General features: G+C 44.5%; 23 protein-coding genes. 17 read left to right on the forward strand and 6 right to left on the reverse strand.

The annotated features are described in order from the left end of the window. The first annotated feature begins 20 nt into the window (after positions 1–20). The 9 genes from fabD to B2739_RS10510 all read left to right on the forward strand — a co-directional run bounded on the left by fabD (position 21) and on the right by B2739_RS10510 (position 9362). Complete coding sequence (fabD, locus tag B2739_RS10470; protein ID WP_331345806.1) at positions 21–962, forward strand: ACP S-malonyltransferase; 942 nt, start codon at positions 21–23, stop codon at positions 960–962. 29 nt (positions 963–991) lie between these two features. Further along, a complete protein-coding gene (gene fabG / locus B2739_RS10475) occupies positions 992–1735 on the forward strand; it encodes a 3-oxoacyl-ACP reductase FabG (protein WP_331345807.1) in 744 nt (247 codons plus the stop codon). Positions 1736–1928: 193 nt separating this feature from the next. Further along, on the forward strand, positions 1929–2165 hold the full coding sequence (gene acpP / locus B2739_RS10480; RefSeq protein WP_012487300.1) for an acyl carrier protein: 237 nt from the start codon (positions 1929–1931) through the stop codon (positions 2163–2165). A 110-nt stretch (positions 2166–2275) separates the two neighbouring features. Beyond that, positions 2276–3514: a beta-ketoacyl-ACP synthase II gene (gene fabF / locus B2739_RS10485; RefSeq protein ID WP_331345808.1), complete on the forward strand. Its 1239-nt coding sequence runs from the start codon at positions 2276–2278 to the stop codon at positions 3512–3514. Positions 3515–3583: 69 nt separating this feature from the next. Continuing rightward, a complete protein-coding gene (pabC, locus tag B2739_RS10490) occupies positions 3584–4453 on the forward strand; it encodes an aminodeoxychorismate lyase (RefSeq protein ID WP_331345809.1) in 870 nt (289 codons plus the stop codon). 19 nt (positions 4454–4472) lie between these two features. Then, positions 4473–5537 (forward strand): endolytic transglycosylase MltG, encoded by a 1065-nt coding sequence (gene mltG / locus B2739_RS10495; protein WP_331345810.1) that lies wholly within the window; start codon positions 4473–4475, stop codon positions 5535–5537. A 162-nt stretch (positions 5538–5699) separates the two neighbouring features. Continuing rightward, positions 5700–7412, forward strand: coding sequence for a glutamine--tRNA ligase/YqeY domain fusion protein (locus B2739_RS10500; protein WP_331345811.1), 1713 nt, complete (start codon positions 5700–5702; stop codon positions 7410–7412). A gap of 1 nt (position 7413) precedes the next feature. After that, a complete protein-coding gene (gene cysS, locus B2739_RS10505) occupies positions 7414–8808 on the forward strand; it encodes a cysteine--tRNA ligase (protein ID WP_331345812.1) in 1395 nt (464 codons plus the stop codon). A gap of 269 nt (positions 8809–9077) precedes the next feature. Further along, on the forward strand, positions 9078–9362 hold the full coding sequence (locus tag B2739_RS10510; RefSeq protein WP_331345813.1) for a hypothetical protein: 285 nt from the start codon (positions 9078–9080) through the stop codon (positions 9360–9362). Between the two features lie 19 nt (positions 9363–9381). Here the strand turns inward: B2739_RS10510 and B2739_RS10515 are convergent, their stop codons facing one another. Then, complete coding sequence (locus B2739_RS10515) at positions 9382–10182, reverse strand: cytochrome C assembly family protein (RefSeq protein WP_331345814.1); 801 nt, start codon at positions 10180–10182, stop codon at positions 9382–9384. 258 nt (positions 10183–10440) lie between these two features. Here B2739_RS10515 and ffh point away from each other — a divergent pair, with 258 nt between their 5' ends. Further along, positions 10441–11829: a signal recognition particle protein gene (gene ffh, locus B2739_RS10520; protein ID WP_331345815.1), complete on the forward strand. Its 1389-nt coding sequence runs from the start codon at positions 10441–10443 to the stop codon at positions 11827–11829. A gap of 58 nt (positions 11830–11887) precedes the next feature. Here the strand turns inward: ffh and B2739_RS10525 are convergent, their stop codons facing one another. Both B2739_RS10525 and B2739_RS10530 read right to left on the reverse strand, forming a co-directional pair. Continuing rightward, complete coding sequence (locus tag B2739_RS10525) at positions 11888–12313, reverse strand: secondary thiamine-phosphate synthase enzyme YjbQ (protein ID WP_331345816.1); 426 nt, start codon at positions 12311–12313, stop codon at positions 11888–11890. A gap of 9 nt (positions 12314–12322) precedes the next feature. Continuing rightward, positions 12323–12679: a HopJ type III effector protein gene (locus B2739_RS10530; protein WP_331345817.1), complete on the reverse strand. Its 357-nt coding sequence runs from the start codon at positions 12677–12679 to the stop codon at positions 12323–12325. 136 nt (positions 12680–12815) lie between these two features. Here B2739_RS10530 and B2739_RS10535 point away from each other — a divergent pair, with 136 nt between their 5' ends. The 7 genes from B2739_RS10535 (at position 12816) to B2739_RS10565 (ending at position 21348) form a co-directional block, all read left to right on the forward strand. After that, positions 12816–14507: an NAD-dependent malic enzyme gene (locus tag B2739_RS10535; protein ID WP_331345818.1), complete on the forward strand. Its 1692-nt coding sequence runs from the start codon at positions 12816–12818 to the stop codon at positions 14505–14507. A gap of 457 nt (positions 14508–14964) precedes the next feature. Further along, positions 14965–15327, forward strand: a complete 363-nt coding sequence (locus B2739_RS10540; RefSeq protein ID WP_049630032.1) for an MmcQ/YjbR family DNA-binding protein — start codon at positions 14965–14967, stop codon at positions 15325–15327. A gap of 91 nt (positions 15328–15418) precedes the next feature. Continuing rightward, the gene (locus B2739_RS10545) at positions 15419–15964 is read left to right on the forward strand and encodes a helix-turn-helix domain-containing protein (RefSeq protein WP_331345819.1); all 546 of its coding nucleotides are present in this window, start codon (positions 15419–15421) and stop codon (positions 15962–15964) included. 119 nt (positions 15965–16083) lie between these two features. Next, positions 16084–18234 (forward strand): fatty acid oxidation complex subunit alpha FadB, encoded by a 2151-nt coding sequence (gene fadB / locus B2739_RS10550; protein WP_331345832.1) that lies wholly within the window; start codon positions 16084–16086, stop codon positions 18232–18234. Positions 18235–18246: 12 nt separating this feature from the next. Beyond that, a complete protein-coding gene (gene fadA, locus B2739_RS10555; RefSeq protein ID WP_331345820.1) occupies positions 18247–19425 on the forward strand; it encodes an acetyl-CoA C-acyltransferase FadA in 1179 nt (392 codons plus the stop codon). Positions 19426–19587: 162 nt separating this feature from the next. After that, positions 19588–21006, forward strand: coding sequence for a hypothetical protein (locus B2739_RS10560; RefSeq protein ID WP_331345821.1), 1419 nt, complete (start codon positions 19588–19590; stop codon positions 21004–21006). Positions 21007–21081: 75 nt separating this feature from the next. Continuing rightward, the gene (locus B2739_RS10565; protein WP_331345822.1) at positions 21082–21348 is read left to right on the forward strand and encodes a hypothetical protein; all 267 of its coding nucleotides are present in this window, start codon (positions 21082–21084) and stop codon (positions 21346–21348) included. A gap of 104 nt (positions 21349–21452) precedes the next feature. Here the strand turns inward: B2739_RS10565 and B2739_RS10570 are convergent, their stop codons facing one another. The 3 genes from B2739_RS10570 to B2739_RS10580 form a co-directional block, all read right to left on the reverse strand. Further along, positions 21453–21881 carry a cell division inhibitor SulA gene (locus B2739_RS10570; RefSeq protein WP_331345823.1) on the reverse strand — a complete coding sequence of 143 codons (429 nt, stop codon included), beginning with the start codon at positions 21879–21881 and terminating at the stop codon, positions 21453–21455. Beyond that, the gene (lexA, locus tag B2739_RS10575) at positions 21874–22476 is read right to left on the reverse strand and encodes a transcriptional repressor LexA (protein WP_331345824.1); all 603 of its coding nucleotides are present in this window, start codon (positions 22474–22476) and stop codon (positions 21874–21876) included. The genes B2739_RS10570 and lexA overlap by 8 nt, the downstream gene beginning before the upstream one ends. Before the next feature lie 86 nt (positions 22477–22562). Continuing rightward, the gene (locus B2739_RS10580) at positions 22563–22850 is read right to left on the reverse strand and encodes a DUF2845 domain-containing protein (protein ID WP_331345825.1); all 288 of its coding nucleotides are present in this window, start codon (positions 22848–22850) and stop codon (positions 22563–22565) included. Between the last annotated feature and the right edge of the window lie 185 nt (positions 22851–23035).

Raw genomic sequence — 23035 nt, forward strand, 5'->3', positions numbered from 1 at the left:
AATAGAGAAGCATCAATATTATGACGAGTCAACATCTTGCATTTGTATTTCCAGGTCAAGGTTCTCAGAAAATTGGTATGTTGGCGGAATTGGCCGCTGAGTTCCCGATAGTGCAACAGACGTTTGCTGAAGCTTCAGCTGTTCTAGGGTACGATTTGTGGGTATTGGTGCAAACCGGAACACAAGAAGAAATCAATCTGACGGAGTGTACGCAGCCCTTGTTGCTCGCTGCCAGCGTTGCTATTTGGCGCGTATGGCAAGAAAAAAACGGTGCGCAGCCGGTCCTATTGGCAGGCCACAGTTTGGGTGAATGGTCAGCGTTGGTTTGTGCGGGCGTAGTTGACTTTAAAGATGCGGTAAAGCTTGTGCAGCAGCGCGGTAAATTTATGCAAGAAGCTGTGCCTGCTGGGCAGGGTGCGATGGCTGCAATTATTGGGCTTGATGATGGATTGATTCTGGATGCATGTAAAAAAGCAGAGCAGGGTGAGGTGGTGTCTGCGGTTAATTTTAACTCTCCCGGTCAGGTTGTGATTGCTGGTTCTGTTGCTGCTGTAGAGCGCGCGATTGCTCTGTGTAAAGAAGCAGGTGCAAAGCGCGCCTTGCCTTTGCCGGTGAGTGCGCCGTTTCATACTGATTTAATGCGTCCAGCAGCGGAGAGGCTGGCTGAACAAATTAACAGAACACAATTTTCAGTGCCTTCTATTGCTGTTGTGCACAACGTTACTGCTGCGACAGAGTCTGATCCCGAAAAAATAAAGGCGTTAATGATCGAGCAAATTTATAGTCCGGTGCGCTGGGTTGAATGCGTGAATAATATGGTTGCTCAAGGCATCACTACCACATTGGAATGCGGTCCTGGAAAAGTATTGTCTGGTTTAAATAAAAGAATATGCGCGGACTTATCTACCGTTTCTGTGGAGAAGCCTGAAGAGCTGCAATCAACGCTGACTAACCTGGCGTAAAAATTAATTTGATTTGAAAGGAACGTATAATGAACCTGAACGATAAAGTTGCTTTGGTTACTGGCGCTAGCCGCGGTATAGGTGCTGCAATTGCTGAGCAATTAGGCAAAGCTGGTGCTGTAGTGATTGGTACTGCCACAAGTGTTGCTGGAGCAGAAAAAATTTCTGCAAATTTTGCTGATTTGGGTATTCGTGGTGCAGGTAAAGTATTGAATGTAACTGATGCTGATTCCGTTGCTAATTTATTAAAAGAAGTTGGTGACGAATTTGGTGCGCCAGCAATTTTGGTAAACAATGCTGGTATTACGAAAGATAATTTATTGATGCGTATGAGCGATGATGAGTGGTTCGATGTTATTAATACTAATTTGAGCGCAATATATCGTTTGAGCAAGGGTGTTTTGCGCGGAATGATGAAAGCTCGCTGGGGGCGGATTATCAATATCAGTTCTGTTGTAGGAGCGATGGGGAACCCTGGGCAGTCTAATTACGCTGCAACCAAAGCAGGCGTAGCAGGTTTTGCTCGCTCATTGGCGGCAGAAGTAGGCTCCCGCAATATTACTGTAAATACAGTGGCGCCAGGTTTCATCGATACAGACATGACTAAAGTGTTGCCGGATGAGCAAAAACAACAGTTGCTTGCGCGTATTCCTCTGGGGCGTTTGGGCTCACCAGAAGAGATTGCCGGAGTGGTTGTATTCCTTGCTAGCGATGCAGGTGCTTACATTAGTGGTGAGACAATTCATGTCAATGGCGGCATGTACATGTCGTAATTTTTGATGATAACTTATTGTTTTTAATAGAATATTATCTAAAAGTTAAAGTTTTTTGCCTATTGGCATTACAACAACCCGAAAATCGATGTAAAATGCGCGTCGATTTTGACCGGAATACTTAGCTTGGTGCGATTTATACCTGAGCATTTTAGTGTTTCGAACATATAACCACTAGGAGTTACATAACATCATGAGTAGCATTGAAGAACGCGTAAAAAAGATCGTTGCTGAGCAACTGGGTGTGAAAGAAGAAGAAGTGAAAAACGAAGCTTCTTTCGTCGAAGATCTGGGCGCTGATTCTTTGGATACCGTAGAGTTAGTAATGGCTCTCGAAGAAGAATTCGAAACTGAGATTCCGGATGAAGAAGCCGAGAAAATTACCACTGTTCAATTGGCGATCGATTACATCAATGCCAACTTGGCATAATTTGCCAGTTTGGTGTAATTTGACTGTTAGCTGATTTCAGTTTCCAAAAGGCCGTATTATTGCAAAATAGTACGGCTTTTTCTTTTGTGCCTCGCAGGAGAACCTAAAACGTGTCACGTAAAAGAGTTGTTGTTACTGGTCTGGGTATGATCAGTTCACTGGGCAATACTGTCGCTGATACTTGGCATGGCATTGTAAATGGTAAAAGTGGGGTAGCGACTATTTCGCACTTTGATGCTTCCGCGTTTACCACGCAATTTAGTGCCTCTGTCAAAAATCTGGTGGTGGATGATTATTTCCCCGGCAAAGAAGCACGCAAGATGGATTTGTTCATCCAGTATGGCATGGTGGCGGGAATTCAGGCGATCCGTGATGCAGGTTTAGAGATCACTGAAGAAAATGCAGGTCGAATCGGTGTTTCAATCGGCTCTGGTATTGGCGGGATTGGTACCATTGAAGAAGGGTCGTCAACCTTGGAACACAAAGGGCCTAGACGCATCTCTCCCTTTTTTGTGCCTAGTGCGATTATCAACATGATTTCAGGTAATCTGTCGATTATGTATGGTTTGCGCGGCCCTAATGTGGCGATAACAACAGCTTGTACTACAGGGACACACAGTATTGGTTTTGCGGCGCGCATGATCCAATACGGTGATGCTGACGTTATGGTTGCAGGTGGCGCAGAGATGGCAACAACACCTCTTGGTTTGGGTGGGTTTGCTGCTGCCAGAGCCTTATCGACCCGTAATGACAATCCTCAAGCGGCAAGTCGCCCATGGGACAAAGACCGCGATGGGTTTGTATTGGGCGATGGTGCAGGCGTTTTGGTGCTTGAGGAATATGAACACGCCAAAAAGCGTGGAGCCAAAATATACGCCGAGTTGGTTGGTTTTGGTATGAGTGGTGATGCATATCATATGACTTCACCTCCTGAGGATGGCTCGGGTGCTGCTGCATCGATGCGCAATGCGATTTTAGATGCAAATATCCCGCTTGAATTGATCAATTATATCAATGCTCATGGCACTTCCACGCCTGCGGGTGATAAAGCTGAATGTCAAGCAGTGAAATCGGTCATGGGCACAGCAGTTGGTCAGGTGGCGGTAAGTTCGACCAAGTCGATGATTGGGCATTTGCTGGGTGCAGCAGGTGCTGTTGAGGCGATTTTCAGTGTTTTGGCGATTCGCGATCAGGTTGCTCCGCCGACAATCAACCTTGATAATCCAGAAGATGGCTGTGACATCAACCTTGTGCCTCACACCGCGCAAGAGCGCAAAATCGAAGCGGTACTGTCCAATTCGTTTGGTTTCGGCGGCACTAATGGCTCGCTGATTTTTCGTAAACTGTAATGGCTGCAGTATTATCAGGTAATGGCGCCGGGCTGGAGACAGCCCGGCGTTTTTATATAGACTCCAGTTATGTCAAATAATCTACCTTTGATCAGTGTAAATGGCGTTCTCGATGCAGCAATATCGCCGCTTGATCGAGGCTTTGCTTATGGCGATGGCGTTTTCGAGACCTGCCGTATGCATCAAGGAAAGGTTCCTCTTTGGGATTACCATTGGGAGCGCTTGGAGCAGAGCGCCAGTTGTTTAAAAATCCCGTTGGATAAACAGCGACTCATTCATTATCGCGATGAGCTGATAAAGAAAATCGATTCTAAAGCTGCCACAGATGCGGTTATAAAAATAATACTGACTCGTGGTGTTGGTGGTCGGGGCTATCGTTTGCCCGCACTGCCGGAACCAACTTATTGCATAGGTGTTTTTCCTGGGGCTGAGCTGCAATCAACATCATTTACTGATGGTGTAAATGTGCGTATCTGTGACCTACACCTGTCTTGTAATCCAGCGTTAGCAGGAATGAAGCATCTCAACCGACTTGAACATATTTTGGCTCGATCGGAATGGATTGATGAATGTGCTGAGGGAATCCTGTTAGATGAAGATGGACGAGTAATTGAGGCGACGGTGAGCAACATCTTTGTTGTAAAAAATGGTCAACTGTATACCCCTGATCTCTCTAGGGCTGGGGTTGCTGGCATTATGCGTCGTTTTATTCTTGAAAGAGTTGCCCCTGTTACGGGGTTGGCTGTAAACATTGTTGAAATGAGGCTGGAGTTTCTGGCGGATGCAGATGAGGTTTTTCTTTGTAACAGTGTCTTTGGTATTTGGCCTATAAACTATGTATTTTATGGTTCTTATAAGCTGCCGACATTGACAGAATCCTATTATCGTCAGCATCAAATCACACAAAAACTACAAAAAAATCTTCTTGCTCTTTTGTGAGGATGATTAACATTACCTTATGAAAAAAAAATTATCGCTGACTACAAAACTATTAAGTTTATTGTGTGCTTTGGTATTGATTGCCATTTTAGGTGTTGTAGCTGCATGGCTTTATTTTCAGAATTGGTTGGTGTCGCCTTTGCCAATTCCCGATGATGGATATACGTATGAGCTAAAGTCTGGTCAATCACTCGGCCATCTTGCTCATGATATGGGAATGAAAGGTGCTTTAGACCACCCTCGTTTATTGCGATTGTATGCGCGATTTAGCGAAACAAATAAGATACATGCGGGAGAGTATTTTTTCCCTTTTGGAACAACTCCGAAAGCCCTCTTGGAAAAGCTGGTAAAAGGGGATGTGATTTTATACCAAGTTACGATAGTGGAAGGTTGGACGATTAAACAAGCTTTCGCCGCCCTCGCAAATGAGCAGCATATTCAGCACACGCTGGAAGGCAAAACACCCGAGCAACAATTGGTACTATTAGATTTGCCAATCGATAATCTGGAAGGCTGGATTTTTCCAGATACCTATCGTTTCAGCCGCAACACTCCCGACGTGGATATTATTCGCAATGCTTATCAGAAAATGAAATTATTGCTTGATGATGAGTGGGGCAAAAGGGTTCCTAACCTACCTTATCAAACTCCTTATGATGCGCTGATTATGGCTTCTATTATTGAACGTGAGACCGGGCATCACAGTGAGCGAGATAAGATAGCAGGTGTGTTTGTGCGGCGGTTGCAGCAAGGAATGAAGTTGCAAACAGATCCGACTGTGATTTACGGAATGGGTGCAAACTATCTTGGCCGTATTACACGTAAGAATCTTGAGGAACCAACACCATACAACACCTATGTCATTGGCGGCCTGCCTCCTACACCTATCTCGTTGCCAAGTGCAGCTTCTATCCGTGCCGCATTAAATCCAGCACCAGGCAAGGCGCTTTACTTTGTTGCCAAGGGGGATGGAACGAGTGAGTTTTCAGACACTTTGGAGGCGCATAATCAGGCTGTCAGGCGGTACCAGCTGAATCGTCGTAGTGATTATCGCGCGGCTCCGCCTCTGCCCACAAAGAACTGAGTGTTTTTTAGTCTTTTTCATGCATGGCAGCCGTTTTCAAAGTGAATAGCGAGGTATGAAAAAAACGGTCAAATCAGTAGAATAACCCCAATTTTTGCGATTTCGTTCGATAGTGGCGAGGTCGTGTTCAAATCACGAATCATCCTATGGATTTGTTATCTCATGAGCGACAATCATTCTCCGATTGCAAACAACGATACAGCCGATGTAAAAGCCAAGCCTTTACATTTTATCCAACAAATTATCCGTAAAGATTTGGAGCAGGGGATTCACAATAAAATTGTGACGCGCTTTCCTCCGGAGCCAAATGGTTATTTACATATTGGACATGCTAAATCTATCTGCTTGAACTTCGGTATGGCCGAGGAATTCGGCGGCGCATGCAATTTGCGTTTTGATGACACCAATCCTGAAAAAGAAAATGAAGAGTTCGTCAACTCCATTATGGAAGACGTAAAGTGGCTTGGTTTCACATGGAATGGGGAGGTGAAGTACACGTCGGATTATTTCGATCAGTTATATGAATGGGCAATTCACTTGATCAAAAATGGTTTGGCGTTTGTGTGTGATTTAAGTGCCGAGCAAATGCGTGAATATCGTGGCACATTGGTAGAAGCTGGAAAAAATAGTCCTTATCGCGATCGCTCTGTTGAAGAAAATCTCGCATTATTTGAAAAAATGCGAGCAGGTGAATTCGAAGAAGGTGCTTGTTCGTTACGCGCAAAAATCGATATGTCATCGCCTAATATTAATTTGCGTGATCCAATTATTTACCGCATCAAAAAAGCACACCATCATCAAACGGGCGACAAATGGTGTATTTATCCTTCGTATGATTTTGCTCATGGACAAAGTGATGCAATTGAAGGAATTACGCATTCGATTTGTACCTTGGAATTTGAAGATCATAAACCACTTTATGACTGGTTCATTCAACATTTACCGGTACCTGCGGTGCCTCGCCAGTATGAATTTGCGCGTTTGAATATAAATTACGCAGTGACCAGCAAGCGCAAATTGAAGCAGCTGGTTGATGAGCGGCATGTGGACGGCTGGAATGATCCACGTATGCCTACGATCTCGGGTATGCGTCGTCGTGGCTTTACCCCTGCATCGCTACGCAACTTCTGCGAGCGTATTGGTGTGACTCGTTCGGACGGTGTGGTTGATGTGGGGATGTTGGAGTTTTGTGTTCGCGATGACTTGGATAAAAACGCACCGCGGGCAATGTGCGTCTTACGTCCATTAAAAGTCACTTTGACGAATTATCCAGCAGATAAGGTAGAAACTCTTAATGTACACAATCATCCAAACCGTGATGATTTAGGCGTTCGCACAATTCCGTTTACATCAACTGTTTTTATTGAGCAGGAAGATTTTCGTGAAGAAGCCAATAAGAAATACAAGCGTTTGGTGTTAGGTAAGCGTGTGCGTTTGCGTGGTGCGTATGTCATTGAGGCTGATGAAGCCATTAAGGATGAGGCAGGAAACATTATTGAAATTCGCGCACGAATCATTGACGGTACATTAGGAAAAGATCCAGAAGATGGTGTGAAACCAAAAGGTGTTATTCATTGGGTGTCTGCAACTCAATATCTGAATTGCGAAGTGCGTTTGTATGATCGTTTATTTTGTGACGAGTCACCTGATGCTGGTGGGAAAAACTTTTTGGATGCATTGAATCCAAAAAATCTGGAAATTTTGCAGGGCTGTAAAGCTGAGTTGAGCTTGGCTAAGGCGGTTGTGGGTAATAGCTTCCAATTTGAACGTCAAGGCTATTTTTGTTTGGACAGTAAATATACCACTGCAGACAAACCCGTATTCAATCGTACGATTAGCTTAAAAGACAGCTTCGGCAAAGAAGAGCAGGAATAATATGCTACAGATATACAACACCCTTACACGTCAAAAAGAAATTTTTAAACCGATTCATCCCGGTAAAATTTCTATGTATGTCTGCGGTATTACGGTTTATGACTACTGCCATATTGGTCATGCTCGTACATCAATTGCATTTGATGTTATTGCTCGCTTTTTACGTAGCCAAGGATGGGATTTAAATTTCGTCCATAACATTACTGATATCGATGACAAAATCATCCGTCGCGCCAATGAGCTTGGTGAAAAATTTGACGCTCTAACCAAGCGTTTTATCGATGCTATGCATGAAGATGAAAGAGCGCTTGGAATACTGCCACCTAGCATAGAGCCGCGCGCTACCGAGTTTATTGGTCCTATTATCGAAATTGTCGAAACCCTGATCCAAAAAGGCCATGCTTACGCTGCAAAAAATGGTGATGTTTACTATCGCGTCACCAGCTTTGATGGTTATGGAAATTTGTCCAACAAAAATATCGATGAGCTCCTGGCGGGCGCGCGTATCGAAGTTGACGAAATCAAAGAGGATGCTCGTGATTTCGTGTTGTGGAAGGCAGCTAAACCTGGTGAGCCTTCATGGCCATCGCCTTGGGGTGAAGGCCGCCCTGGATGGCATATTGAGTGCTCTGCCATGGCGAAAAAATGTTGTGGAGATCAGCTGGATATTCATGGAGGTGGCGCTGATTTACAATTCCCTCACCATGAAAATGAAATTGCACAAAGTGAAGCGGCTAACGGGCATTCTTATGTGAATTACTGGATGCATGTGGCTCCATTACGTGTAGATGGCGAAAAGATGTCCAAGTCGTTAGGGAATTTTTTTACCATCCGTGATGTGTTGGAAAAATATCATCCAGAAGTGGTCAGATTTTTTCTGATTACCAGCCACTATCGTAGCCCTATTAATTATTCGGAAGATAGTTTGGTTGAAGCGCGAGCGGGTCTGGAGCGTTTCTATGCCGCACTTCGTGAGTATGTAGCTGTGCCAGCTGCGGAATTATCGGCAATTTCAGGTAGTCAGTATTATGCTGCGTTCGTAGATGCAATGAACGATGACTTTAATACTCGTGTTGCGTTAGCAACGATGTATGATCTTGTGCGCGAGCTAAACAGTTGCGAAGCTGGATCAGAAAAAGCGACTCAGCTGGCGAGTGAATTAAAAGCACTGGGTTCAATTCTTGGTATTTTCCGTTTCGATCCTACAGAGTTTTTACAATCAGGTGCTGGAGATCAGATTTCTGCTGATGAAGTTAATGCCTTGGTCGCAGAACGTATTCAGGCTAAAAAAGACAAAAATTATGCTCGCGCCGATGAAATCCGCAAACAGTTAACCGCAAATAAAATTGTGATTGAAGATGCTAAAGATGGCACTACCCAATGGCGACGTGAATAAGGGCCGATTTTGATGAATGAGCAATTATTTAACGGCTATGCATTACACTGGGCGGGCGGTTTTTTGCTCATTTATGTGTTGACCCAACTATTGGTTTCCAAGCATTCCCGATTCCAACTTTTATCACCAATTCAGAAGAGTATAGCGGTTAAAATCATAGCAATATGTGGTTTTGTTTTGGCGTATATCATAGTGAAAGCTTTGGTTGTTTGAGTGACGTTCGTTTTTGAGGGAGCGCAGCTCTTTTCTTTGTTATTGGTTTTGATTCCATGAAACTACACAGGTTATTTCGGCATAGAGGGCTAGGCATTAATCTGCTAGCAAGTTTTTGTTTTTTAATGCTGGCTGTTTATGGCTGGGGCATGAGCTGGAAAGAGCTAGGTAGTTATTTGATTGTACTACTAAGCTTGCTTGCAGGCTTGATTGTTGTCGCTGCAATATTTGCCTGGCTGCTAGGCAAAATAAGACAAAATAGAGGTAATCAGTCGGATATAAGCACTCGTTCAGATTCGGCACAAGAGTCTGAGGATGTTATTGATGATGAAACAAAATAATAAAAAGAACGGCTCAGGTTCAAATTCTATTAAGAATAATTTCCAGCACCATCTTGCTGCCAAAGTAAGCGAGCATAAGGCAGATGAAACCCGCTAAAGCCCAGCGGGTTGCTTTAGTTCCCCTCCAGCCCATTTGGTAGCGCCCCCACAGTAGTGAGGCATAAATAAACCAGGCAATTAATGCAAATACTGTTTTGTGTACCAAATGTTGCGCGAACATGTCTTCAAGAAAATAAAATCCTGACAGTATTGCTAAGGTTAATAGGATCTCCCCAACCCATAAAAGCTCGAAGAGAAGCGACTCCATGGTTTGTAGTGGCGGGAGTAGACGTGCATTTGCGATGCGATTTTTATGCTTTAGCGCGTGGTTTTGATAGGCCAATATAAGCGCTTGCAGGCTGGCGATAGTAAGCAGGCTGTAAGCAAGTATCGATAAAATCACATGTGCGGCTATTGTATAGCTGAGCGAGTGTTGCCATTCAGGGTTGGTTGCTGTGATCGATGCCAGTACGGATAGGGCCGATAGGGGGAATAGCAATAAAAATAAATTGTGTAGTGCTTTTTTCATGCTACTAAAAAGCACAATCGCATTTACCACCCAGAATATAAGAGAGGAAATAGAGAATAAGCTGAAAGCAATTCCGTCATGGCTAACACTGATGCCGTATACGCCTAGGCCATGAATGATAAGCCCAAGTGCTGCGGTTCCCAATAGTTGCACGGAATGAATAGGTTTTTGGCGAATGAACAGGCTGCCAAAATAGATGGCAGCAGAGATATAAATGAAAATAGCAATCAGGTTGGCGCTCAGGGTTATCATGCTTTAAGGCTAATCCGTAAGGGGCTGGCATTGGCAAAACCGGGGTGCCAAGTGTGTCATAAGGTACCTCTAAAGAGAAGTGTAGATGAGAAACATACTTATTAAGCCATGGCTGATCTAAACCCGTATGGGTAAAGCAGCAATTGCCTATCTTTGAAGGTATAATCGTCGCAACTTGTCGAGGCTAGTGTTGTAAGAGGATTTTTTACAATATGGCCAGTTATTGATACCGATTTTTCCGTTTTTTTGAGAGACGCTATGTTTGAGAATTTAACTGATCGTTTATCCCATACGCTGCGCAGTATTACAGGCAAGGCTCGTCTGAGTGAAGACAATATCAAAGATGCTTTGCGTGACGTACGCAAAGCGCTGCTGGAAGCGGATGTGGCCTTACCTGTTGTTAAAGCTTTTATTGATCAGGTGCGTAGCCGTGCTTTGGGGCAGCAGATTAGCAAAGCGCTCAATCCCGGCCAGCAATTTATCAAGATTGTTGAGGCCGAGTTGGTTGCGACTATGGGGCAGGCGAATGAGTCCCTCAATTTAGCACAGCAGCCCCCTGCTGTTGTGTTGATGGCTGGCTTGCAGGGTGCGGGTAAAACAACATCGGTTGCTAAATTGGCCCGCTTCCTGAAAGAGCGCGAAAAGAAAAAAGTGTTAGTGGTCAGTGCAGACGTTTATCGTCCGGCCGCGATCCAGCAGTTGCAAACTTTGGCTAGTGAAGTCGGGGTGGAGTTTTTTCCATCAACTTCTGAACAAAAGCCATTGGATATTGCTCGCAGTGCAATTGATCATGCAAAGAAACAATTCTTCGATGTACTGATTGTCGATACTGCAGGTCGCTTGCACGTTGATGAAGAGCTGATGGGTGAAATTAAAGAGCTTCACGCGGCAATTAATCCTATCGAAACCTTGTTTGTTATTGATGCGATGATTGGTCAGGATGCGGTAAATACGGCTAAAGCATTTAACGATGCATTACCGTTGACGGGCGTTATTTTGACCAAAGCTGATGGTGATGCCCGTGGTGGTGCGGCCTTGTCTGTACGTCACATTACGGGTAAACCCATCAAGTTCTTGGGGATGGGCGAGAAAGTTGATGCGCTTGAACCTTTTCACCCGGATCGTATTGCGTCGCGCATTCTCGGTATGGGTGATGTGCTCTCATTGATTGAACAAGTTGAGCGGAATGTTGATAAAGAAAAAGCAGAAAAATTAATCAAAAAAGTAACCAAAGGTCAAAAATTTGATCTTGAAGATTTGCGCGACCAACTACAACAAATGCAAAACATGGGTGGTTTGACCTCCATGCTCGATAAGTTGCCTGGTTTGGGTAATGTTGCGCAGATGGCGCAATCGGCAAATATGAATAAGCAGTTCAAAACGATGGAAGCTATTATCAGCTCCATGACTCCAGAAGAGCGCCGTAATCCCGATGACTTAAGTGGTTCACGCAAACGTCGGATTACAGCAGGGTCTGGAACGCAAATTCAGGATCTGAATCGTTTGTTGAAACAGTACAAACAAATGGCAAAAATGATGGGCAAAATGAAAGGCGGCGGAATGCAAAAAATGATGCGCGGCCTCGGGGGTATGATGCCTGGTGGTGCTCCTTCTGGCGGTATGTTACCTCCGGGTTTCCGTAAGTAATTTTATTGAGAACATTAAAACCGTCGTTGATTTAATCAGCGACGGTTTTTTTATGATTTTAAAAAACTTCACCCTGCAGTGTTAACACTATGCTGCGGCTACCACCTTGATTTCGGTGCTCACACAAATATATTCCCTGCCAGATACCGATATCCAAACGCCCTTGATAGACAGGAATAGTTAAATTGCAGCCCAAAATACTAGCCTTCAAGTGCGCAGGAAGGTCATCGCTTCCTTCGTCATTGTGTAAATAATAGTGCTGGTTTTCAGGAACATGCTGGTTGAAAAAACTTTCGAAGTCTTTCCGAACGGTTGGATCTGCATTTTCGTTGATTGTCAGCGATGCCGATGTATGTTTGATAAAGACATTCAACAAGCCAACCTGATAGGTTGTTAATTCCGGAATGTTGGCGAGGATTTCATCTGTTATCAAATGAAATCCTCGCGCACGTGCTTTCAAACGAAACTCTTTTCGTAGCCACATGTTTTCAGCTTAATTGTTAGTGTTTTTTAAGTGAAGCGCCGGAGCGTCAAATGCAATTCCTTCCCATCCATATTGAATAAAATTGCGGATATTTTGATGATCTTCTGCTTCAGGGTGTTGAAGCACATCGATACGATAATAATCCCCAAAACAAGCCAATGTTTGTGCAACTGATAGGCCTTGTAATTGCGCAAATGAAAATAGTTTGCATGAGCCTGAGTTTTGGCCTGCTTGATTCATTAGTTTGCCATTTTTAAACGCTGTTGGTGTGAACTCATAAAGGCTTTCAATGATAGCCATAGTGTCAGAAAATTGAATCAATTCAGGTGTTGTATTAAGTTTTTCAATAAAGGTATGAATGCTCATTTTGATGACTCGACATGGATAACAGTAAGGTGAAATCTTATTTTACCTTTTGTTAGACAAAAAGAATAATTGGCTGGTTGTTCGTGTTTAATTGCGCTATGGTTATTTCATATAGGTTATTCTTTTTGTGATGATCATGTCTAAAAAACGTCCCATTTATATTCCCTTTGCTGGTCCTGCATTACTGGAAGCTCCTTTGTTGAATAAGGGGAGTGCATTCACGCTACGTGAGCGGCAACAATTTAATCTTGAAGGCTTGTTGCCTTATAAAATTGAAGCTATTGAGGAGCAGGAAGCCCGTGTTTATCAGCAGCTCCGTTCGTTTGAATCTGCGATAGATAAACATATTTATTTACGCAATATTCAGGATACAAACGAAACTGTGTATTTTCGTTTGGTGACTGAGCATCTCACAGAAATCATGCCGTTAATTTACACTCCGACTGTGGGTTTGGCTTGTCAGCAGTTTTCAAAAATTTATCGACGCAAACGTGGCTTATTTATTTCTTACCCTGATCGTGATCGTATTGATGACATGCTACAGAATGCTACCAAGCAAAATGTGAAAGTGATTGTTGTGACAGATGGCGAGCGCATTCTGGGGTTGGGGGATCAGGGAATTGGTGGAATGGGGATTCCCATTGGTAAGCTTGCACTCTACACCGCTTGCGGTGGAATAAGCCCAGCCTATACGTTGCCTATAACCCTGGATGTAGGGACTAATAATCAAGCATTGCTTGATGATCCAATGTATATGGGGTGGCGGAATCCGCGTATTAGTGGTGATGATTACTATCAGTTTATTGATGAGTTTATCCAAGCAATAAAGATGCGCTGGCCGAATGTTTTGTTGCAATTTGAGGATTTTGCACAAGAGCATGCAACGCCATTATTAAATCGCTATCGCGATCAATTGTGCTGTTTTAATGATGATATTCAAGGAACTGCGGCGGTTGCTGTTGGAACCTTAATGGCTGCATGCAGAGCCAAAGGTGAACGCCTTACTGATCAGCGCATTGTATTTGCTGGCGCGGGTTCTGCCGGTTGCGGTATAGCAGATCAAATTGTTAAGCAAATGGTGAGTGAAGGTATCAGTGCACAAGAAGCGCTATCCAAAATATTTTTAATCAGCAAAGATGGTTTGTTGCGTCCTGGCTCATCGGGGCTGTATGACTTTCAGATTCCGTTTTGTACGCCTGATGAGATTACCAAGAATTGGACTTTAAAAACCAATGACAAGGTAATTGGTTTATATGATGTAGTTGCGAATGTTAAGCCCAGTATCTTGATCGGTGTTTCTGGCCAAGCCGGCTTGTTTACCAAAGCCGTTGTAGAACAAATGAGTATGTATTGTGAGCGGCCGTTAATATTGCCGCTTTCCAATCCTACATCCCAGGCGGAAGCCCAGCCTGTCGATTTATTGCGCTGGACAGCGGGTAAAGCGATGGTAGCAACAGGAAGTCCATTTCCTGCGGTCGATATGGGTGATCAGGTGTACGAGATTGCCCAATGCAACAACAGCTATATTTTTCCCGGCATTGGCTTGGGCGTCATCGCTGCTAAAGCAACTCGCATTACAGATAAGATGATGATGGCCGCCAGTAAAGCACTGGCGGATGCTTCGCCATTAGCTCAAATGGGGAAGGGGGCGCTTTTGCCATCGCTGGAGGCTATCCGCGATGTTAGCAAAGTGATCGCCAAGGCAGTTGTTCTACAGGCATTCGATGATGGCGTAGCATTACCCATTCCTTTGGATATGATCGATGGAAAGATTGAGCAGCATTTTTGGCAGCCCGAGTACCGGGAGTATCGCCGTACTTCTTTCTAACTGAAGCTGTGAGCTTAATCCAACATGCTTTAAGAGCGTGCAATTTTTACCTCATGGTTAATGTGTTAGGCTTTGGTGATGTTTTGGCTTGAATATCTCCCAAAACTGATCCATAAAGAATATCAATAGAGCCTATAACTTTTTTTGCCTGAGTAATTCTACGTATAAGGGAGTGACAACTGGTCTCATCGACCATAAAATCACCTGCCATTACATATATGATGAATTAAGTGCCATTCTTGCTATCGTTTCTGTGTGAGCTGATGCAAAATAGGCACTAGCGGAAGGAACGGGCTCTGTAAAGACAATATCAGGGCAGTTTGTACGTGGGGAGACGGCAAAAATGCTGCGGCCATTTAAATAGGGCAGCAGCATAGTGATGTATCAATTTATGCTTAACCTTAACCTAATTTATAGCTTTTTAATCGACCTGAGTTGTTCGATAAAGGACTAAAACATGGATTTCCTTTCTGCACAAAAGTATTTATTAACCAAGCATCAAGCTAAAGAGATGTTCCCCTCTGGCCCTGATATGGCGGTGTATAAAGTCTGTCATAAAATGTTTGCCACCCTGACTGCTGAGGGCGGTGTTCCGCGAGTAAGCCTGAAATGCGATCCTGATTTGGCACTTCAATTGCGTGAGCAGTATCCTGCAGTTCGCCCTGGTTTTCAGATGAATAAAAAACATTGGAACACCATCATTCTTGATGGATCTGTTCCTACAGAACAAATTCAGCGCATGATTGATCATTCATATCAGTTGATCGTTGATAATTTGCCCACGCTTGAGCGCGAGCAGTTACTGGCATCCAAAAAATAAGCTTTAGTGTGCACCGGGCGTAGCTCGGTGCAGCGATTGTCTCTGCTTTCATTATTATCATCATGATCTCCTTCGCTCAGTGGAGCCTTGCATGACAGTTCACTCAGATACGCGTGAGTTGGTGTCTACAGGTGCGTTCGATGTTGCATTGGGCGAGGTCGGTATTCGTTTGAAGCTACTAAGAGAAGCCTGCGGATATTCCCAGCGTGAGATTGCCAAGCGTGCGGGGCTGACCAATAGTAGCATTTCGATTATTGAGCAAGGGCAGGTGAGCCCCAGTGTTCAATCTCTTGGTCGTATACTTGCGGCACTTCCAATTACCCTGACCGATTTTTTTGCTTTTACTCTTCCCTCGATGGACTCCGTCCAGCATAAACCCTCTGTGCTCGCGCATCAGTTGGATGTACGTATTCAGGAGTTGCCTGCTGAACAGGCCACTCCTTTCCGTGTCATGCCGGTAGATTTGTCCGGTGTCCTCACTCAAGGCGAGATGCTGCTAATTACATTAGAGGCAGAATCTCGTCTAAAAGTGGGGGATAACTTCTACATTCCTGCACACCAGTGTTATCGTTTGGTAAATTCCTCTATTCATCCTGCACGACTATTTCTTTGCTCGCTTTTTGCGCATAAGTCCTGATTTTTAGGCGTTTTTGTACGTTATTCACCAGCTGCTTGCACTCCCATAAGGCAAGTCTGCATCAGCCTGCTACACTCAAAACCAGATTTCCCTCCTCGTTCCATCAGAAAGAGAGATTAATTATGTTCCAAGGACAAGCCCTAAAGGTTTCACTGTTGCCTGATGGCATCGCTGAACTTACCTTCGATTTACAAGGCGAATCAGTCAACAAATTCAGTTTGCTTGTGGTGTCTGAACTGCAACAAGTGCTTGATTTACTGGAGAGTGCGAAAAACATAAAGGGGTTGCTGATCAGTAGCGCCAAAGACGTTTTTATTGTGGGTGCCGATATTATGGAGTTCGGTGCGGTGTTTGCTGCCGGCCCCGATCAGATTACTGGCCATCTGGCGACTAACAACCGTAACTTTTGCCGTTTGGAAGATTTGCCCTTTCCAACTGTCGTTGCAATTAATGGTTTTGCGCTGGGCGGCGGATTGGAGTTTTGTTTGTCGTGCGATTATCGCATCGCCAGTACTGCTGCCAAAGTTGGTTTGCCCGAAACCAAATTGGGGATTATTCCCGGTTGGGGCGGCACTGTACGTTTGCCGCGCGTAGCAGGATTGGACACAGCTGTTGAGTGGATTGCTGCAGGTAAAGAAAACGATGCTGAAACTGCGCTGATTGCTCGTGTGGTTGATGCGGTTGTGGAGCCAGCCAAACTGCGGGATGCTGCACTGAATTGTTTGCAGCAATGTATTGACGGTAAATTTGATTATCAGTCTCGTCGTGCACAGAAAAAAGCGCCACTTAAATTAAATTTCATTGAATCCATGATGGCTTTTGAAACCTCGAAAGCCTTTGTAGGTGCTCAAGCTGGGCGTAATTATCCTGCACCGGTGACTGCAATAAAATCCATGCAAAAAGCAGCAGATAAAGGCCGTGATGAAGCGCTGCAAATTGAAGCTGACGGGTTTGCCAAAATGGCGCAAACACCCGTAGCCCAATCGTTAGTGGGGATTTTTATTAACGAGCAAATGCTGGGTAAAAAAGCTAAGGGTTGGGAGAAAAAAGCAGATAAAAAAATCGCGCGTGCTGCAGTATTGGGTGCTGGAATCATGGGTGGGGGTATCGCTTATCAATCTGCACTCAAAGGCGTGCCAATTAAAATGAAAGATATTGCTCAAGCTGGAATCGATTTGGGCTTGTCTGAAGCAAACAAACTATTAAGTAAACGTGTTGAACGCAAAAAGCTGACACCAGTAGAAATGGGTAATGTACTTAATCGCATTGAGCCTGCGTTGACATATGATGGTTTTGATCATGTCGATATTGTTGTCGAAGCGGTTGTTGAAAATCCAAAAGTGAAAAAATCTGTCCTTGCTGAAGTAGAAACCAAGGTCAGCAATGACACAGTTATCGCGTCAAATACCTCGACTATTTCAATCAGTTACTTGGCTGAAGATTTAGCGCGTCCTGAAAACTTCTGTGGCATGCACTTTTTTAATCCTGTGCACATGATGCCGTTGGTCGAAGTTATTCGCGGTAAAAAAACATCTGATAACGCGGTTGCCCGTACAGTAGCTTATGCAAATGCTATGGGTAAAAAACCGATCGTCGTAAAAGATTGCCCCGGGTTTTTGGTAAACCGCGTACTGTTTCCTTATTTGGCTGGTTTTGCGATGCTGCTTCGCGATGGCGTTGATTATCATCGCATCGATAAAATCATGGAAACATGGGGTTGGCCGATGGGGCCTGCATACTTGCTTGACGTTGTAGGGATAGATACTGCTGTGCACGCTGAAAAAGTAATGGCGAATGGTTTTCCTGACCGCATGCAACGTGATTTTACCTCTTGTACTGATGCGCTGTTTGCTGCAGGCCGTTTAGGCCAGAAAAACGAAAAAGGTTTTTATAACTACGAGTTAGACAAAAAAGGCAAACCCGCCAAAGTTCCGGCAACAGAAGTGGCTGAGATTCTCAAGCCTACCATTCAGGGTGCAATAGAAATTACCGATGAAGATATTATTGCGCGCATGATGATTCCGATGGCAACTGAATTAACACGTTGCCTTGATGAGGGGATTGTTGAGACAGCTGCTGAAGCAGATATGGCATTGGTCTATGGAACGGGCTTCCCTCCATTCCGTGGCGGTGTTTTCCGTTGGATTGATTCTATTGGAGCACAAACGTTTTGTGATATGGCTGCAAAATTTACTGCGCTGGGTGCGCTCTACCAAGCTCCTGATAGCTTGAAAGCAAAAGCCGCCAACAACCAAAAATTTTACGGCTAAGGAGATACGATAATGAGCTTACAACCACGCGATGCCGTCATCGTTGATTATGCACGTAGCGCCATGGGGCGCTCAAAAAACGGCTGCTTTCGTCATATGCGGGCCGATGATATTTCTGCGGCGATTATTAAAGGTTTATTGGCGCGCAACCCCAGCCTTGACCCCAATACAATTGATGATTTGCTTTGGGGTTGTGTCATGCAGCGAGAAGAGCAGGCTTTTAATATTGCACGCAATATTTTGTTGCTTGCCGGTTTGCCGCACACCATTCCCGCACAAACCATCAATCGTTTGTGTGGATCTTCTATGTCGGCATTACACACAGCTACCGTTAACATCCGTGCGGGGCAGGGCGATGTTTATCTGATTGGCGGCGTTGAGCACATGGGGCATTTGCCCATGTATGAATCTGTTAGCATCAATCCGCTGTTAGGCCTATCCGTTGCCAAAGCGGCGGGTAATATGGGTATGACTGCCGAGTATCTGGCACTTTTGCACGGAATCAATCGTCAACAGATGGATGAGTTCGGGGCGCGCTCTCACCAACTTGCTGCTAAAGCTCGCGAACTGGGTAAATTCAGTCGTGAAATTATTGCTGTTGATGGCCATAACGCGGATGGCTTCTTGATGTCAGTTGATCAGGATGAAACTATTCGTCCCGAAACTACGGCAGAAGCACTATCAAAATTACCTCCGGTATTTGATCCTAAGAATGGGCAGGTAACAGCGGGAACGTCTTCCCAACTCAGTGATGGTGCGTCGGTGATGTTGGTGATGTCGGCTGAGCGCGCAAAATCACTGGGTTTGAAGCCTATTGCAAAAGTAGTGTCTTTGGGGCTGGCAGGCGTGGATCCTTCAATTATGGGTTATGGCCCTGTACCTTCTACAGAAAAAGCGCTTAAAGCGGCTAACCTCACCATAGACGATATCGACGCGGTAGAGTTAAACGAGGCATTTGCCGCGCAAGCCTTACCCGTGCTGAAAGACTTGAAGTTGCTCGATGTGATGAATGATAAAGTGAATCTTCATGGCGGTGCGATTGCGCTGGGTCATCCATTTGGATGTTCAGGGACGCGTATTACTGGATCTCTATTAACGGTAATGCAAGACAGGGATTTGAATCTGGGTGTATCGACCATGTGTATTGGATTGGGCCAGGGAATCACTACGGTATTGGAGCGTCTCAATTAATTTACTCGTTGCACTTGGTATTAAAGGCCGGCAATTGCCGGCCTTTTTGTTTTTATCGTCTTGTTGTTGCCCCGATTTTTAGAAATACAACCAACTCATTGCTCCCAAATCATTTAGTCGTGTCTGGTAAACTATTTATTTCTTCATAGCTGGATAATCTGTTTGATTCTGTTAACCGATAAGACAATCTTGCCTTCGTTATTCATACAAGAGCGTGTTGCAATATTAAAGCAGCGTGCCTGCGAGGCTTTGTCTGAGCACTCATTTGTTGTTGATAGCTTCGCATTGGAGTTTTTACATCATCAACATTATTTACCTGATAATCCGCAGATCACATTAATCGCCATTCTTTTTATTCACATCAATCAAACAGGCTCTGTACGCATTGAAGGAAGCATTGTTTCATCTGCTCTGGTTGTGCAGCAGGAGCTGCAGGCGCTTGCTGATGATCATGAAAGCCTGCGCCAATTTTGCCGGGAGAGGGCTTGGACTTGGGTGGAGTTTACTGCGCCTTGGCTATTGGCACCCCTCCATATCCCAAAACCATGGGGACGGGAGGTGTGGTTTACTGGTATAGAAGCCAGAGGACAATCTGAGGTGTGCGGTGATGGAGGTAATTTGCCATTGCCTTGGATGTTGTCACTGTTTCCTCAATCAAGTGATCCTCATAAAAGCGACGAAGTCATTCTGTTAAAGGTACTTGACCCACTACCTGATGAAGTTTACGGCGATTTGTATCTTGAGCTTCATGAGCAAAAACAAGAAGTCTATGTGGTGACGCATCTTGATCCTAAGGCTTGGCCTGATGGAATTGGTAAGATGCAGTTAGGATTCGACCAAGCCGTACGTCACTCCTTTGGTGATGATGCAATATTCAAGCGTGCTTACCTCACTGCTGTAAAAAGCTATCAACAGATACGTATGGCATTGGATGCTTTATTAGTACAAAAGAAACTCTTGGCTGGCATGGAAGCAAATCAACCGGTATCTCCCGAGCTATTAAGACAATGGATGAGCGAGCTATCACAAGATGTTGAAATAGAAGCTCTTATTAAGCAGGAGGGAATACTGCGTGCAGGTATGAATTCATTCATTGAATCGTATCCATTACGCGTTGGCGATTGGATAAAGGTTCCTCGATATATGCCGCATTCACTACAGCATGGTGTCAGGGTCGTTGAGTTTCAAACTCCAGTGTATGAACGAAAAATTTTAAGCTTTGCGCAGCAAGTCTTGACCCAGTCTCACTGGGACTCCGAGATGGCTGTGCAATTAGCAAGACTGGATCGCTATCAAGAAGAGCCATCTCAAGTATTGGAAGCGAGTAGTTTGAATTGCATTGAATGTATTGCCAGTTTTGATGATTTTAACGTGCAGCGAATTGCTTTGAGAGAAAATCTACGGTTGGATGCAAGCTGCTATTCCTTGCTGATGGTGCTGGAGGGGCAGGTATCTGTAAGCACAGGTGAAACCTCAATGCAGATAGCGGCCGGGCAGGCAGTCTTATTGCCTGTTGTAGGTGATAATTGGTGGATAAACACTAGCATCCCATCATTGTTGTTGCGAGCACTACCCTTGTAGGGAAATCCAAAATAGGTTTTGGATAGATAGGGTGTTAGAATGCGCGCCTGCTATCAAGGGGTCTCTGAGGTATAAATGTCGTCTTTTTATGAAATTATTGAGCTAACTAATGGCGATGTTGCATTAGCGCGGGCAGATGATGAAAACAATGAGCCTTTGGTAACCATTCGCTTTTCAGCAGAATCACTGGCCTTTCTTGGTGAGGAGAAATTCATGGTAGCCAAGGCAATGATTGAGGCTGGTATGGAGGCTGCAGGAGAAATTGCGGATCAACAAGCTGAGGCAATGTTGGATGAATTATCAGAAGGCGTTGATGAAGCTGAAAAGCTGATGCTGCATTAAATGTTTTGTAATTAGTTTTTAAGTGCCAAGCGGTTGATTGTATCCCCTCCCTGGATTTACTTATTCCTCATCGCTTTTTGTTTGTGAATTGTTCCTCCTGCGTATTAACGTACGCGTAAAAGCAATCCACGACAGTTTCCTTTTGTTGCAGCAACCTCCAATTGTGCAAGTTCTTTGTCACTCAGCTTGCCTGGACTGGAGATAACGGTATGGCTATTGCCAGCCGAAAGCGCTTCCCATGTAATCCACAGTAATGTCTGCGGGTCCTGACTGTGAATAACGCGAATATAGCGAGTATTAACACCGTACGACTCTAAGAGTTCACGACTGATGTTATGCGGAGCTACCCAAGTAATCCAACGGTCTTTGCACGCGTTACCTAAAAAAGCAATCATCGGTAGCAGTAGCGCCAACTGTTCTGGGGAGTCACTTGCCAACACCAGTTCAGTAACACCGCTGGCTGATTGTTGTTGGCTACTAAATTGCGGCATCGCGGTTGTTGGGGCTGCAATAGCGTGTGCGATATTAGTCACGGCGAATTACTCCTACACTTAAACCTTCAATACTGAATTCTTGTTCACGCATATCAACATGGATGACATCAAAGTCAGGATTTTCAGGCCATAGTTCAACCAGTGCTTTGTTACTCGTGCGTTTAAGTCTTTTGACCGTCACCTCTTCACCAATACGTGCAACGACAATCTGGCCATTACGGCCTTGATCCGTCTTATGCACCGCAAGTAAATCACCATCAAGAATCCCTGCGTCTTTCATGCTCATGCCGTGGACGCGAAGAAAATAATCTGCACTGGGTGAAAAGAAACTGTGCGGGATGTTGCAATAGTCTTCGATATGTTCTTGTGCAAGGATTGGATTTCCTGCTGCAACACGCCCAATGATGGGAATGCCTGAGTGTATTTCGGGTAAACGTATACCGCGTGAGGCACCAGGAATAATTTCAATCGCACCTTTACGCGCGAGAGCTTTGATGTGTTCTTCTGCCGCATTGGCAGATTTAAATCCAAGAATTCGTGCAATTTCAGCGCGTGTGGGTGGATAGCCGGTGTCATCTGCGTACTGGCGGATTAACTGAAGTACCTGTTCCTGGCGCGGTGTTAGATCTGACATGATGCACTCCTGAATCTGTTTATTTGTACAGTTATTGTGATTATATACAGTAATTCGGGTTGTGCAATAGTTTTTCAGTTTGGTGATTAATCCACCCGATCACCATAGCGAATCGCTTTCAATTGCCCTTGGGAGAAATAGAGGTGGGTCGTAAACTTGCCTTTACGGGGCTCATAGGTCCAGATATCAATATTCTCGCATGCCTGTATGGCAATATTGTTTTGCACATTGTTATCGCCGTACTGCCCGCCTTGGGGCTGGTTACTTGTAGCAATTGGCTGGCAGAAATTGTCAGTCATTAGTGGTGCACCACACTTATCTATCACATCTGCTTTGTTATCACCGAGTTGGACTAATTTATTTTTACAGCGCAATGACTCTCCAAGCGCTACGTCACCAATGCCTAGTAAAAAAAGCTAATGAAATAAATAAAAAGTGTTCGCATGATGAACTCCTGACATAGTGCATTTAACTCTAATCTTCGTATCTGAATGCGATGTGAATAGTTTTACAGGAAAATTTGAAAAAATTAGTCTTTGGCGGTTTCGGATAATAAGTG

Source organism: Cellvibrio sp. UBA7661, from assembly GCA_002483365.1.
GTDB lineage: Bacteria > Pseudomonadota > Gammaproteobacteria > Pseudomonadales > Cellvibrionaceae > Cellvibrio.

Excerpts from the sequence above, each read along its gene's own strand:
- B2739_RS10545 (WP_331345819.1), top strand. The coding sequence starts at position 15,419 with ATGACAGTTCACTCAGATACGCGTGAGTTGGTGTCTACAGGTGCGTTC.
- fabD (WP_331345806.1), top strand. The coding sequence starts at position 21 with ATGACGAGTCAACATCTTGCATTTGTATTTCCAGGTCAAGGTTCTCAG.
- pabC (WP_331345809.1), top strand. The coding sequence starts at position 3,584 with ATGTCAAATAATCTACCTTTGATCAGTGTAAATGGCGTTCTCGATGCA.
- lexA (WP_331345824.1), bottom strand. The coding sequence starts at position 22,476 with ATGTCAGATCTAACACCGCGCCAGGAACAGGTACTTCAGTTAATCCGC.
- B2739_RS10510 (WP_331345813.1), top strand. The coding sequence starts at position 9,078 with ATGAAACTACACAGGTTATTTCGGCATAGAGGGCTAGGCATTAATCTG.
- cysS (WP_331345812.1), top strand. The coding sequence starts at position 7,414 with ATGCTACAGATATACAACACCCTTACACGTCAAAAAGAAATTTTTAAA.
- B2739_RS10515 (WP_331345814.1), bottom strand. The coding sequence starts at position 10,182 with ATGATAACCCTGAGCGCCAACCTGATTGCTATTTTCATTTATATCTCT.
- B2739_RS10500 (WP_331345811.1), top strand. The coding sequence starts at position 5,700 with ATGAGCGACAATCATTCTCCGATTGCAAACAACGATACAGCCGATGTA.
- ffh (WP_331345815.1), top strand. The coding sequence starts at position 10,441 with ATGTTTGAGAATTTAACTGATCGTTTATCCCATACGCTGCGCAGTATT.
- mltG (WP_331345810.1), top strand. The coding sequence starts at position 4,473 with ATGAAAAAAAAATTATCGCTGACTACAAAACTATTAAGTTTATTGTGT.
- B2739_RS10525 (WP_331345816.1), bottom strand. The coding sequence starts at position 12,313 with ATGTGGCTACGAAAAGAGTTTCGTTTGAAAGCACGTGCGCGAGGATTT.
- B2739_RS10565 (WP_331345822.1), top strand. The coding sequence starts at position 21,082 with ATGTCGTCTTTTTATGAAATTATTGAGCTAACTAATGGCGATGTTGCA.
- B2739_RS10540 (WP_049630032.1), top strand. The coding sequence starts at position 14,965 with ATGGATTTCCTTTCTGCACAAAAGTATTTATTAACCAAGCATCAAGCT.
- B2739_RS10530 (WP_331345817.1), bottom strand. The coding sequence starts at position 12,679 with ATGAGCATTCATACCTTTATTGAAAAACTTAATACAACACCTGAATTG.
- fabG (WP_331345807.1), top strand. The coding sequence starts at position 992 with ATGAACCTGAACGATAAAGTTGCTTTGGTTACTGGCGCTAGCCGCGGT.
- fadA (WP_331345820.1), top strand. The coding sequence starts at position 18,247 with ATGAGCTTACAACCACGCGATGCCGTCATCGTTGATTATGCACGTAGC.
- acpP (WP_012487300.1), top strand. The coding sequence starts at position 1,929 with ATGAGTAGCATTGAAGAACGCGTAAAAAAGATCGTTGCTGAGCAACTG.
- B2739_RS10535 (WP_331345818.1), top strand. The coding sequence starts at position 12,816 with ATGTCTAAAAAACGTCCCATTTATATTCCCTTTGCTGGTCCTGCATTA.